This is a genomic window from Ureibacillus chungkukjangi (assembly GCF_003217295.1).
Taxonomy (GTDB): Bacteria; Bacillota; Bacilli; order Bacillales_A; family Planococcaceae; genus Ureibacillus; species Ureibacillus chungkukjangi.
On the sequence record NZ_QJTJ01000046.1, the window covers coordinates 1 to 14,349 of the forward strand.

The window sequence follows — 14,349 nt, forward strand, 5'->3', positions numbered from 1 at the left end:
CACGATAAGTACCTTGCGCTTCCTTAGTGGTTGGTCGATGTGTACCCCCACAGTGGACTTTCACCACCTAGATAGTTGCCATGCCTGGCACACACAAAAAAACGACCCTAAAAAGGGCCGCTTCCATTGTCTGTATATAATTTCTGTTATCTTACTGGTTCGATAACTAGGTATCGATTTGGTTCTGTACCTTCTGAATGTGTTTCGATATCAACGCGATTCGCAAGTACATTATGAATGACTTTTCGTTCATAGGATGGCATCGGTTCAAAGGTTACTTTCTTTCCTGTATGAATCGCTTTATCCGCCATTCTTTCTGCCAATATTTCTAATGCTTCTTTGCGTCGTTCGCGATAATTCTCGACATCTAACTTGACCATTAAGAAGGATTTTGCACTTTTATTTACAACTAATTGTGCTAATTGCTGCAATGCATTTAATGTCGCACCGCGTTTTCCAATTAAAAGTGCTGCTTTTTCACTTTCTAGCTTAAATAAAATGTTCTTTCCTTGCTTATGTGTATCAATCGATAAATCTTCAATCCCCATATCTCTAGCAATACTAACTAAATAGTTTTTTGCTGATTCAATTGGATCTTCTTGCTCTTCATCTGAAGCTGCTTGTTTTACTGGTGTTTCAGATACAACCTTTTGTATAACTAATTTAGCTTGTTCCTCAATATTTGTATCAGAAACCTGATCATCAAGCTTCTCCGTTTCATCTATTGAGTTTGTCTTTGCAATTTCTTCCTCTTTTACAGTGACACGTACTTCCGCTTTCCGTGCACCAAAACCAAAAAATCCTTTTTTCGCTTCTTGTAAAACTTCAACTTCTACTTGTTCACGAGTAGTACTTAGCTGTTGTAACGCTATTGAGATCGCTTCTTCTACTGTTGCGCCTAATTGCGTAATTTGTTTCACTTTTTCGCTCCTCCTGTTGTAGCAGGTTCTGATTTTTTTCTATTCCAAGGTTTATAAATAGCAAGGTTTTGAATCACAGAAACGATATTCCCTACAACCCAATATAATGATAAGGCAGCTGGTAAAACAATACCGAAGCCGATAATCATAAATGGCATAATGTACATCATTATTTTCATTTGAGGGTTGTCCATTGCAGGTCCTGTCATTAGTACAACAAATTGAATTAAACCAGCTAGTACAGCTAGAATAACACTTGGTTCTGCAAGCGGGAAAATAAGAAACGTTCCTAAATCGATTGTTGGTGTTGCATTCATACGACTAATCGCATGGTAAAAACCGATTAATATCGGCATTTGTACCAGCATTGGGAAACATCCCGCCATTGGGTTAACACCAGAGCTTTGCATCATTGCCATCATCTCTTGTTGGTACTTTTGCTGAGTAACGGCATCCTTTGAAGCATATTTCTTTTGTAGCTCTTTCATTTTAGGCTGAATTTCTTGCATCTTTTTCGAGCTTTTTACTTGTTTAATCGTTAATGGAAGTATCACTAAACGGATAATAATTGTTACAACAATAATCCCAAGTGCATACGAGCCTAATGTTTCTGCAAAATATTTAATTATTGATACTAATGGCCAAACGATATACTCATTCCAAAAACCTTCGCTTTCAGATGAGATTGGCTGATCGAATTCTGTACACCCAGAAAGTAGTAATACTACAGATACTAGAGACAGAATCATCCAATGTCTTCTCTTCAACCTTCATCCTCCTAGAGTAACTATTCACTTTTTTCTGCTATTTTACCATGTAAAGACACTTACTCTCTACTTATAATTATTTCAATTGTATATTAACTATATTATCGGTTACCGTTTATAGGTCCTGTTTGTATTGAAAGCTCTTAGGTAATTATAAATTTTAATCTCTTACTTCTTTTTAATTACCTTGGCAATTTTCAGCACATGTTCAATACTTTTTTTCGTATCATGAAAATCGAGTGTGGCCGCCTGGTTTCGGGCGATAATAACATAGTCCATATCTTGTCTTACTTCATCTTTTATCTCCAAGAACACTTGTCTTATATATCGTTTGATTTGAACTCTAGTGACCGCTTTTCCTATCTTTTTACTAACAGATAACCCAATTCGGAATTCTTGTTGATCTTCTTTCGGTAAACAATACACGACAAATTGACGATTGGCGAAGGACTTTCCTTTTTTGAATACCTTCTGAAAATCCTCATTCTTCTTGACTCTTTGGCGCTTCTTCATTCCTTCACCTGCTATTCTGAATGCTTTCTTATCTTTAAAAATGAAGATTAGAAAAACTCGATTCCAGCTTAGATAGACGAAATCGATGCTTTTCTTATACTGATTGCCTATTAACTTTTCCTATTTATCAGTAAAAAAAAAGCCACTGAAGAAGTTCAGTGGACTTATGCTGATAATACTTTTCTTCCTTTACGACGACGAGCTGCTAATACTCTGCGGCCGTTTTTTGAGCTCATACGTGCACGGAATCCGTGTACTTTACTATGTTTACGTTTTTTTGGTTGGTATGTGCGTTTCATTATATATGACACCTCCATTTATGAAAGTTAATTTCTATCCTACATACAGACCATAACATTATATAAAAAAAAGAAATGCATTGTCAATTAAATATTTAAATCCTCTTTTGTTTGCTATTTTCTCATGTATAAAAATTATCCACAGGGAACAATGTTTATTATAAACAGTGCTTGTGGATAATATTTTTATGTATTTTTTTATCCACAACAGTTACTGACAACTTTTACACAAATCCCAACCCTGTGGACAACTTTTAGGTGAATAAAAAATAGTTATGTGGATAAGCATCGTAAACTATTGAAATGACAATCTTTTTTTGTTACGATGAATGTGTTTTCCTTTGTGGAAATGTTGCGTGGGAAATATATTATCCACAGAATGTTAATAACTTGTGGACAAACTTTAACACAGCTTTGGGATAACAGTTATCCACACGCTGTGAGTATGTGTTTTAACTTCATTAAGAAAATATTTTCTGTATCTAACTAAAGTCAAAAGCGCATTCCGTAATGTGCGAAAATCTCAAGGATTTCAAATGCAAACACAATTATAGGTCCGTGATTTCTATCTTATATAGATGTAGTTTATTTTTTCATAGTGGAAAATATACATGAAAAGGAGTTAAAAGCTTGGAACATTTAGAAGAATTATGGAAAAATGTCCTGGCACAAGTAGAACAAAAAATTTCAAAACCAAGCTTTGAGACGTGGTTAAAATCAACAAAATTACTTTCTTATAAGGGTACTAATGTTACAATTGCCGCGCCTAACTCATTTGCTCGTGATTGGCTTGAAAATCATTATGTTCATCTAATCGCGGGCATTTTATCTGAACTTACAGGTGAAGACTTGCTAATTAAATTTGTTGTTCAAAAGGATCAGGACGATGATAGCCTCGATTTACCCGTTCCGGTAATCAAGGCAAAAAATGACGATGAACATGCAGAAATTTCACCAGGAATGTTAAATCCAAAATATACGTTTGATACGTTTGTCATTGGATCTGGAAATCGTTTTGCTCATGCTGCTTCACTAGCCGTAGCTGAAGCACCTGCAAAAGCCTATAACCCGTTCTTTATTTATGGGGGAGTAGGTCTAGGTAAAACCCATTTAATGCATGCTATTGGCCATTATGTGATAGAGCATAATCCAAATGCAAAGGTCGTCTATTTATCATCAGAAAAGTTTACGAATGAATTTATTAATTCGATTCGTGATAACAAAGCAGTAGATTTCCGCAATAAATATCGAAATGTTGATGTTTTACTAATTGACGATATTCAATTTTTAGCTGGAAAAGAATCTACTCAAGAAGAGTTTTTCCATACATTTAACACTCTGCATACCGAATCAAAGCAAATTGTTATCTCTAGTGATCGACCACCAAAGGAGATTCCAACATTAGAAGATCGTCTTCGTTCTAGATTTGAATGGGGGCTAATTACAGATATTACGCCACCAGATTTAGAAACGCGTATTGCCATTCTTCGTAAAAAGGCAAAGGCGGACGGACTAAATATACCAAACGAAGTAATGCACTATATTGCTAATCAAATTGATACAAATATTCGTGAATTAGAAGGTGCTCTAATTCGTGTAGTAGCTTACTCGTCTTTAGTTAATCAAGATATATCTACTGACCTTGCTGCTGCTGCATTAAAAGACATTATTCCAAATTCAAAACCACGAATGATTACGATTTTGGATATTCAAACGGCTGTAGGAGAGCATTTTAATATTAAATTAGAAGACTTCACAGCGAAGAGACGTACAAAATCCATTGCATTCCCACGTCAAGTGGCTATGTTTTTATCAAGAGAGTTAACCGATTTCTCTTTACCTAAAATCGGCGAAGAATTTGGAGGACGGGATCATACGACAGTCATTCATGCTCATGAAAAAATAGTGAAACTATTAAAAGAAGATCAACTACTTCAGCAAGATATTAAACAAATTCGTAGTATATTAGGTAAATAAACTTGTGGATAAATACTAGAATTCTACACATTTTTATCCACAACTTATCAACATGTGGATACCTTTATTTCAAGCGTGTTTGAATAAGTTATACACAAATCCACAGCCCCTATTACTATATCTATTAATATCTTTTAAAAATAATATTATTAATAAGTGAGGTATAACGATGAAATTTGATATTATGCGAGATCGTTTACTAGACGGATTAAACAATGTCATGAAAGCCGTAAGTTCTAAAACAACTATTCCGATTTTAACGGGAATCAAAATTGATGTAACAAATGAGGGAATGACTTTAACTGGTAGTGATGCAGATATTACAATCCAAACATTCATTCCAGTTGAAGAAAACGGGGATCAATTAATCAATATCTCTGAAACAGGTTCGATTGTATTACAAGCTAGAATGTTTAACGAAATCGTTCGTAAATTACCTACAAACGATGTTGAAATTGAAGTTTCAAATGGTTTGCAAACACATATTCGTTCCGGTAAATCTGAATTCCACCTTATTGGATCAGATGCGTCAGAATATCCTTTATTACCAGAAGTATCGACAGATCAACAATTTGCTATGCCAGCTGATCTATTAAAAGCAATTATTCGTGAAACAGTTTTTGCTGTAGCAACTTCTGAAAGCCGTCCTGTATTAACAGGTGTCAATTGGCAAATCAATGACAATGAATTAATTTGTATTGCAACAGATAGTCACCGCTTAGCAAGAAGAAAAACATCACTAGAACAATTACCAACTGATGTAAAATCTGTTGTCATCCCTGGTAAGAGCTTAAACGAATTAAATAAAATTCTTGATGAATCAACAAATCCTGTTGAAATCGTTATTACTAGTCAGCAAGTTTTATTTAAAGCAGATAATGTATTATTTTTCTCACGTCTGTTAGAAGGGAATTACCCAGAAACATCACGTTTAATTCCAGAAGAATATAAAACTAATATTACGATTAACGGCAAATCATTATTACAAGCAATTGACCGTGCTTCTTTATTAGCTCGTGAAGATCGTAATAATGTTGTTCGCTTTGAAGCATTTGACGGCAATATTGTTGAAATTTCATCGAACTCACCAGAAATCGGTAAAGTAGAGGAACAAATTCAAGTAGAAACACTTGAAGGGGAAAATTTAAAAATCTCATTCAGTGCTAAATACATGATGGAAGCTTTAAAAGCCATTGATGGACAAGATGTAGTGATTCAATTCACGGGAGCAATGCGTCCATTTATTTTACGTTCAGTTCATGATGATGCAATTTTACAGTTGATCTTACCTGTTAGAACGTACTAGTTTCTCAACACCACTAATTAAAAATTTATTATTACAAGTTTGGTAGTAAAAAGCTGCCAGTAGGGCGTCTCAACTTTTAAGAGACGCTCTATTTTATTTTTAAAGCCTATTTCACAAGCAAGATTTAGAAAGTTAAGCTTTGTAAATATGTAATTAGGATACGTAAATCGTGGATTTCTAATAATTTTTGACTATTATTTCGATTCTATGAGCTACTTATTCTGCTTTCTTTGGATTTTTTACTCAAATTTAGGTATGATAGATGGATAGATGCACGTGTAACGGAGGATGAAATACTTTGAATGAACTTGTAATTGATACAGAATTTATTACGCTTGGCCAAGCATTGAAAATGACAGATGCTATTAGTTCAGGCGGTATGTCTAAATGGTTTCTTCATGAAAATGATGTCTATGTAAACGGTGAAATTGATCAACGACGTGGACGCAAATTACGACATGGTGATGTTGTAAATATACCTGGCTGTGGAAGATTCGTCATCGTTAATAAGAACGGTGAAATTTAAATGTTCATCGAGCATTTAAAGCTTACAAATTATCGTAACTATGAAACATTAAAATTAGATTTTTCACCTAAAATTAATGTATTCATCGGGGAAAATGCTCAAGGTAAAACAAACGTTATGGAATCTATCTATGTTTTAGCTATGGCGAAATCACATCGAACAAGTAACGATAAAGAATTAATCCGTTGGGACGCAGACTATGGTAAAATAGATGGTGTTGTAAAAAACCGTTATGGTAGCATTCCAATGGAGCTATCAATTACCAAAAAAGGTAAAAAAGGTAAAATAAACCATTTAGAACAAACGAAATTAAGTAATTATATCGGACAAATGAACGTTGTCATGTTTGCACCGGAGGATCTTAATGTTGTAAAAGGCAATCCGCAAATAAGGCGTCGTTTTATTGATATGGAGATTGGTCAAATATCGCCTGTCTATTTACATGATTTACTTACATTTCAAAAACTTTTAAAACAACGGAATCATTTGCTAAAGATCAATCAAGGGAAAAAGCAAATCGATGATGTTTTATTTGCCATATATACTGAGCAATATATTCATGCAGCTGTCCAAATTATTCGTAAAAGGCTTAAATTTATTGAACTTTTACAGGAATGGGCTGAAAAAATTCATTTTGGGATATCACGTGGACTTGAAAAGTTAACGATCAAGTATCGTGCAACTACTGGCCTTAATCCTGAATGGTCTGAAGAGGAAATGGCTACATATCTCGAAAAAAAACTCGCAGAAGTTAAAAAGAGAGAGCTTGAAAGGGGCGTTACATTAGTTGGCCCACATCGTGATGATTTACAATTTTTTGTAAATGATTATGATGTTCAAACATATGGTTCTCAGGGGCAGCAACGTACTACAGCTTTATCTTTAAAACTTGCTGAAATAGAATTGATTAAGCAAGAAACAAGGGAAGCACCTATTCTGCTTTTAGATGATGTATTGTCTGAGTTGGATGATTATCGCCAATCACATTTATTAAATACCATTCAAGGTGAAGTGCAAACGTTTGTCACAACAACAAGTGTAGATGGGATTCATCATGAAACAATACAGCACGCTAAGATGTTTCACGTGAAACAGGGTATAATCGAAAGCTAAAATTTATAAATACTTTTTGCAGCTATAACTAAATGCTGTAATTCTATATATCTGTTTTAAACATTGTTTAAACAGTAATTTAGAAAAAAAGTGCAAAAGGCTGTATATTTTTGTCTAATTTTAAAATTTATGTTTAGAAAGTTTTAGAAATTTTGTTAAAGCTTTTTATTTTTGACACATACTGAAGTAATGAAAGAGTAGGTGAATATGGTGGCTTTAGAAGAGAAACAAGTACAACAAGCATATGATGCCGATCAGATTCAGGTTTTAGAAGGTTTAGAGGCTGTTCGTAAACGTCCTGGGATGTATATCGGCTCCACAAGCTCTAAAGGGCTTCACCATTTAGTTTGGGAAATCGTGGATAACAGTATTGACGAGGCATTAGCAGGTTTCTGTGATCATATTACTGTTGCAATTGAAAAGGATAACTGGATTCGTGTAGAAGATAATGGTCGTGGGATTCCAGTTAGTATTCAAGAAAAAATGGGTATGCCAGCAGTTGAAGTAATTATGACTGTTTTACACGCAGGTGGTAAGTTCGGCGGTGGCGGATATAAAGTATCAGGTGGTCTACATGGTGTAGGGGCATCTGTTGTAAATGCACTATCCGTTGAAACTGAAGTTTACGTTAAACGTGATGGTCATCTTCATAGTATTAAATTTGAACGCGGTCAAACAGTACAGCCAATCAAGGTAATTGGTGATTCTGGTGAAACAGGTACTACTACGCGTTTCAAGGCTGACCCTGAAATTTTTAAAGAAACAACAGTTTATGAATACGATATTTTAGCAACACGTATTCGCGAATTAGCATATTTGAATCGGGGTATTCGTATTACCATTCAAGATGAGCGTGAAGAAGAAGTACGTTCAGATAGCTTCCACTTCGAAGGTGGCATTCGTGAATATGTCGAGCATTTAAATAAATCAAAAGAACCAATTCATGATCCAATTGATGTAATGGGTGAAAAAGAAGGAATTGTAGTTGAAATTGCTATGCAATATAACGAGGGATTCTCTTCAAATATTTATTCTTTTGCCAATAATATCAATACCTATGAAGGTGGTACACATGAATCTGGCTTTAAAACTGCACTTACGCGTGTAATTAATGACTATGCACGTAAAAATGGTATGTTAAAAGACTCGGATACGAATCTTTCAGGTGAAGACGTACGTGAAGGGTTAACTGCGATTGTTTCCGTTAAACATCCAGAGCCCCAATTTGAAGGACAAACAAAAACGAAGCTAGGAAACTCAGAGGTAAGCTCAATTACGAATTCCTTATTCTCTGAAGGCTTTGAACGTTTTATGTTAGAAAACCCATCAGTTGCACGTAAAATTATTGAAAAAGGCTTAATGGCTGCTCGCGCACGTGTTGCAGCGAAAAAAGCTCGTGAATTTACACGTCGAAAATCAGCTTTAGAAATTTCAAGTTTACCCGGTAAACTTGCAGACTGTACATCAACAACACCATCTGAATCTGAAATTTATATCGTAGAGGGTGACTCTGCGGGTGGTTCAGCAAAATCAGGTCGTGACCGTTATTTCCAAGCAATTTTGCCGTTGCGCGGAAAAATTTTAAATGTTGAAAAAGCAAATTTAAACCGTATTTTATCGAATGCTGAGATTCGTGCCATGATTACAGCCTTTGGTACTGGTATCGGTGAAGAATTCGATTTAGAAAAAGCACGTTATCATAAAATTGTTATCATGACTGATGCCGATGTAGATGGTGCACACATCCGTATTTTATTACTTACTTTCTTCTTTAGATTCATGCGTCCATTAATCGAAGCTGGATACGTATATGCTGCCCAACCACCTTTATATCAAATTAAACAAGGTAAGCATGTCGAATATTGTTATTCAGATGAGGAGCTTCAAGAAGTATTAAATCGTTTAGGAAGTACACCAAAACCAGTTGTTCAACGCTACAAAGGTTTAGGTGAGATGAATGCTGAGCAATTATGGGATACAACAATGGATCCAGAGTATCGTACACTTTTACAGGTGGAGCTAGATGATGCAATGAGAGCCGATGAAATATTCCAAGAGTTAATGGGAGATGAGGTTGAGCCTCGTAGACGATTTATTGAAGAAAATGCAGTTTATGTACAGAACTTAGATATTTAACTTTATTCAGTATGAATTTTCAACTTCTATAAGTGGTGTAATGAACGCTAAAGGTACTACAATCAGTGAGATAACCTCTGCTGAATGGAGTTAAACCTCTTGCGGGTACATTCGATTTTTAAAGAGGATTTAAAGAGGAGGTTAGCCAAGAATTGACACAGGTCTTGTGTTCACTGGCTAACTATCCTGCGTCTCGCGCAGGCCTTTAGCTCGTATGAAAATCTGGATGGTAGTACGCCAGGGTGTATTTGATATGATCGTTTTAAAAGGAGGTCTTCCTTGTGTCTGAAAGTCAACACGAAGGTGTAAAAGGAATAAAAATTAGTGAAGAAGTACAAACATCATTTTTAAACTATGCTATGAGTGTTATTGTTTCACGTGCACTACCAGATGTACGTGACGGTTTAAAACCTGTACACCGTCGTATTTTATATGGAATGCAAGAATTAGGGAATACATCCGATAAGCCCTATAAAAAGAGTGCCCGTATTGTTGGGGATGTAATGGGTAAATACCATCCACATGGTGACTCATCTATCTATGATGCTATGGTACGTATGGCACAGCCTTTTAGTTATCGTTATATGCTTGTTGATGGCCATGGGAATTTTGGTTCTGTCGATGGTGATGGTGCAGCCGCAATGCGTTATACCGAATCTCGTATGTCGAAAATTACGATGGAAATGCTGAGAGATATCAACAAAGATACAATTGACTATCAAGATAACTATGATGGTAATGAAAGAGAACCAGTTGTATTACCAGCCCGTATTCCGAACTTATTATTAAATGGGGCATCAGGGATTGCTGTAGGGATGGCAACAAACATTCCTCCACACCAACTAGGTGAAACAATCGATGCTGTTATTGCATTATCTGAAAACCCTGCAATCACTACAGAAGAATTGATGGAAATTATCCCTGGTCCAGATTTCCCAACAGGCGGAGTAATTTTAGGACGCAGTGGTATTCGTCGTGCTTATGAAACAGGTCGTGGTTCAATTACAGTCCGTGCGAAGGCAGAAATTGAAACAAAAGCAAATGGAAAAGAAACAATTATTGTTAACGAAATTCCATACCAAGTAAACAAAGCCCGATTAATCGAAAAAATTGCTGAACTAGTTAGAGATAAAAAAATTGACGGCATTACCAATTTACGTGATGAATCCGATCGCCGTGGTATGCGAATTGTGATGGAAATCCGTAAAGATGCCAATGCCAATGTAATTTTAAATAATTTATATAAACAAACAGCTATGCAATCCAATTTCGGTGTGAACATGCTTGCTTTAGTTGATGGTCAACCAAAAGTATTGAGCTTAAAAGAAGTTCTATATCACTATTTGGAGCATCAAAAAGTAGTAATCACTCGTCGTACAAAATTTGAGCTGAAGAAAGCAGAAGATCGAGCTCATATTTTAGAGGGGTTAAGAATTGCCTTAGATCATATTGATGAAATCATTTCAATTATCCGTTCATCTCGTTCTGGTGATGAAGCAAAACCAGTCTTAATGGAACGATTTAACTTAACGGACCGTCAAGCACAAGCTATCTTAGATATGCGTCTTGTTCGTTTAAGTGGATTAGAACGTGAAAAAATTGAAAATGAATACCAAGAGCTTCAAGCTTTAATAACTAAGTTAAGAGAAATCTTAGCTGATGAGGGTAAAATCATTGAAATTATCCGAACAGAATTAACAGAAATTAAAGAGCGCTTCAATGATATACGTCGTACAGAAATTACTGCTGGCGGATTAGAAATGATTGAAGACGAAGATTTAATTCCACGTGAAGATTCTGTACTTACTTTAACGCATAATGGCTACATAAAAAGACTTGCTTCGAATACGTATCGTAGTCAAAAACGTGGTGGTCGTGGTGTTCAAGGAATGGGAACACATGATGATGATTTCGTAGAACATTTACTATTCACTTCGACTCACGATACAATTCTATTCTTTACGACTAAAGGTAAAGTATATCGTGCAAAAGGATATGAAATTCCTGAGTTTGGTCGTACAGCTAAGGGTCTACCAATCGTAAATCTGTTGAATTTAGAAAAAGAAGAAAAAGTGACGGCGATGATTCGTGTTGACGAATTCAAAGACGATATGTATTTAATCTTTACTACGAAAACAGGTATTACAAAACGTACACAGCTTTCTCAATTTGCACATATTCGTACAAGTGGTTTAATTGCCATCAATCTTCATGATGAGGACGATTTAATCTCTGTTCGCTTAACGGATGGAACTAAAGATGTCATTATTGGAACACATGATGGAATGCTAATCCGCTTCAAAGAAGAAGAGATTCGCTCGATGGGTCGTACTGCATCCGGTGTACGTGGTATCAAGCTGCGTGAAGGTGATTACGTAGTTGGAATGGAAATCATTGAACCAGGACATGAAATTTTAGTTGTCACTGAAAGAGGCTATGGAAAACGAACTCCAGAATCTGAATACCGTTTACAAAGTCGCGGTGGTGTTGGTTTAAAAACAATCCAAATTACAGATAAAAACGGTCCGATGTGTGCTGTGAAAACAGTAGATGGTACGGAAGACATTATGCTTATTACAATCAATGGTATTTTGATTCGTATGGATGTTAATGATATTTCGGTTATTGGACGTAGTACTCAAGGTGTCCGTTTAATTCGTCTAGGCAGTGAGGAGCTTGTTGCAACAGTTGCTCGTGTGAAAAAGGATGAAGAAGACGACGAGATAGAAGATGAAGAATTAGATCATACTACTGAACAAGAAACAACTGATGAAGTAGATCTAGAGTCTTCAGATTTAAATTCAGATGATGAATAACAAATAGATAAAGGACCAGAAACTTACTTTTAGGTTTCTGGTTTTTATTATGCTAAAATTTGATAGCCCTTGATATTACATAAATTTAATAGTCAATATATTATAGAATTTATAATTTCCATTATTAAGAAAGATAGTAAGTGTAGTATAATTTTATTAAGTCCATCAGTAAAATTTTAAAAGTGACTTAGTTCATGCCTCTATTAGCTTCTTAAAAACTTAAACAGAGAAGAGGTTTTAGTTTGGAAACTACATACGTAAATAGCAATAATTTAAGAGTAGGAAAGGTTATAGCAGAGGATATTTTTGCGAATACCAAGTATCCTATTATTTATAAAAATACAAAAATTACCAATGAAATTTTAGATGTCCTAAAGGTATTTCATATATTTAAGGTGCCTGTATTGGTAGAAGAAGCCGAAAACCAACCAGAACAAATAGATGATTTAACAGGTAATACTATGAACATAGAAGTACCTAAACCTGTAATGACATTTGAAAAAATCTATTTAGATGCCGTGGAGGAATTTAAGAGAATATTCTTTGACTGGGAATCTGGATCGAAAATTGATATTACCAAGGTAAGAGGGATTATTTTGCCTCTAATCGATAAAGTTCAAGAGGAACGCTCCATTCTTTTTAAGCTTAATAGTTTATCGAACACAAAAGATTATTTATACCATCATTGTATTGCTACTGGCTTAATTAGTGCGATTATTACACAAAAACTGGGTTATGAAAGAGGCTTTGTTCTACAAATGGCTGTTGCGGGGGCACTAGCTGATTGTGGTATGGCAAAGATTCCTCCTCACGTGCGTGATAAGAAGGGAACTTTAACAGAGCAAGAGTTTTTTTTAATTCGCCAGCACCCAATATTCAGTTTTAAAATGATTGAAACATTACCAGCTATGAAGGAAGAAATGAAGCTTGCAATTTATCAGCATCATGAGCGATTAGATGGTAGCGGATATGTGGAAGGGCTAAAGCTTGGGAAAATCTCTAATTTTTCACAAATAATTGCAATCGCAGATACTTTCCATGCTATGACAAGTGAACGTGTTTATCGTTCAAAGGAATCGCCATTTAAAGTAATCGAAATGATTAAGGAATCTGAGTTCGGCAAGTTTGATATTAAGATTGTTCAAGCATTAGTAGACTTAGTCGCTGGTCTTCCAATTGGTACTACAATTGAGTTATCAAACTTAGAGGTCGGAGAAATTATGTTTAGTAACAGCTACACACCGACAAGACCACTAATAAAGCTCATTAATACAGGTGAAATTATCGACTTATCTAAACAAAGAAACCTATATATCACCCAAGTTATAAACAGATAGAAATTAGCATGAGAAGAGGCAATCTTCTTGTGCTCTTTTTGTATGTGGGTATGTCTTTAAAATGATAAAGCGAGAAGGAAGTAGAAGATGAGAGTTTAGAAGTCTGAGTTCGAGATGTAGTTCATTGAGAAAATTAAATGCATCTTAAGGTTAACTTCAGCTAATAAGACTATTCAAAGAGTAAAGAGAATGATAGTCCGCATTCGTTAACTCAAAAGATTTGATATCCATATAGGCTTTGTTAATTAGAAAGACTTCTTATAAAGTAGTAATATTTATAATTAATCAGCCGTGTTAAAAGTTTTTGTAGAAAAGTAATATTTTTTGAATAAAGTGTTGACGTTAGGTGAAATACTTGTTATTATAAGTAAGTCGCCAAGAGGTGACACGCTATGAACCTTGAAAACTGAACAACAAAACGTTAATGAATATAGTTTCTTCTATTAAATTAGAGAAACAAAATTTTGGACATCAAAATTGATGCCAGCAGATGTTTATCGGACATTTATAATGTCCGGTATAAAATTTGAGCTAATCAAATTTCCTCTTTTATGGAGAGTTTGATCCTGGCTCAGGACGAACGCTGGCGGCGTGCCTAATACATGCAAGTCGAGCGGACTTTAGAAAAGCTTGCTTTTC

11 protein-coding genes and 1 rRNA gene are annotated in these 14,349 nt (G+C 35.2%); 8 read left to right on the forward strand and 4 right to left on the reverse strand.

Features of this window, described 5'->3' with window-relative positions:
- Nucleotides 1-146 precede the first annotated feature (146 nt).
- The 4 genes from jag to rpmH form a co-directional block, all read right to left on the reverse strand.
- Nucleotides 147-920: an RNA-binding cell elongation regulator Jag/EloR gene (gene jag / locus BJ095_RS17855; protein ID WP_107937762.1), complete on the reverse strand. Its 774-nt coding sequence runs from the start codon at nt 918-920 to the stop codon at nt 147-149.
- On the reverse strand, nt 917-1,687 hold the full coding sequence (gene yidC / locus BJ095_RS17860) for a membrane protein insertase YidC (RefSeq protein WP_107937760.1): 771 nt from the start codon (nt 1,685-1,687) through the stop codon (nt 917-919). The genes jag and yidC overlap by 4 nt, the downstream gene beginning before the upstream one ends.
- A 168-nt stretch (nt 1,688-1,855) precedes the next feature.
- Nucleotides 1,856-2,200 carry a ribonuclease P protein component gene (gene rnpA, locus BJ095_RS17865; protein WP_107937758.1) on the reverse strand — a complete coding sequence of 115 codons (345 nt, stop codon included), beginning with the start codon at nt 2,198-2,200 and terminating at the stop codon, nt 1,856-1,858.
- A 164-nt stretch (nt 2,201-2,364) separates the two neighbouring features.
- A complete protein-coding gene (gene rpmH / locus BJ095_RS17870; RefSeq protein WP_036200974.1) occupies nt 2,365-2,499 on the reverse strand; it encodes a 50S ribosomal protein L34 in 135 nt (44 codons plus the stop codon).
- 630 nt (nt 2,500-3,129) lie between these two features.
- Between rpmH and dnaA the strand changes: the two genes are divergently transcribed.
- The 8 genes from dnaA to BJ095_RS17910 all read left to right on the forward strand — a co-directional run.
- Nucleotides 3,130-4,476 carry a chromosomal replication initiator protein DnaA gene (gene dnaA, locus BJ095_RS17875; protein WP_107937756.1) on the forward strand — a complete coding sequence of 449 codons (1,347 nt, stop codon included), beginning with the start codon at nt 3,130-3,132 and terminating at the stop codon, nt 4,474-4,476.
- A 169-nt stretch (nt 4,477-4,645) separates the two neighbouring features.
- Nucleotides 4,646-5,782 (forward strand): DNA polymerase III subunit beta, encoded by a 1,137-nt coding sequence (gene dnaN / locus BJ095_RS17880; RefSeq protein ID WP_107937754.1) that lies wholly within the window; start codon nt 4,646-4,648, stop codon nt 5,780-5,782.
- A 298-nt stretch (nt 5,783-6,080) separates the two neighbouring features.
- Nucleotides 6,081-6,308 (forward strand): S4 domain-containing protein YaaA, encoded by a 228-nt coding sequence (gene yaaA / locus BJ095_RS17885; RefSeq protein ID WP_107937752.1) that lies wholly within the window; start codon nt 6,081-6,083, stop codon nt 6,306-6,308.
- On the forward strand, nt 6,309-7,421 hold the full coding sequence (gene recF / locus BJ095_RS17890) for a DNA replication/repair protein RecF (protein ID WP_107937750.1): 1,113 nt from the start codon (nt 6,309-6,311) through the stop codon (nt 7,419-7,421).
- Nucleotides 7,422-7,628: 207 nt separating this feature from the next.
- A complete protein-coding gene (gene gyrB / locus BJ095_RS17895; protein WP_181418118.1) occupies nt 7,629-9,557 on the forward strand; it encodes a DNA topoisomerase (ATP-hydrolyzing) subunit B in 1,929 nt (642 codons plus the stop codon).
- A 281-nt stretch (nt 9,558-9,838) separates the two neighbouring features.
- Nucleotides 9,839-12,373, forward strand: coding sequence for a DNA gyrase subunit A (gene gyrA, locus BJ095_RS17900; RefSeq protein ID WP_107937749.1), 2,535 nt, complete (start codon nt 9,839-9,841; stop codon nt 12,371-12,373).
- A gap of 242 nt (nt 12,374-12,615) precedes the next feature.
- Nucleotides 12,616-13,710, forward strand: a complete 1,095-nt coding sequence (locus BJ095_RS17905) for an HD-GYP domain-containing protein (RefSeq protein WP_107937747.1) — start codon at nt 12,616-12,618, stop codon at nt 13,708-13,710.
- 548 nt (nt 13,711-14,258) lie between these two features.
- Nucleotides 14,259-14,349 (forward strand): 16S ribosomal RNA (locus BJ095_RS17910); the annotation flags it as partial.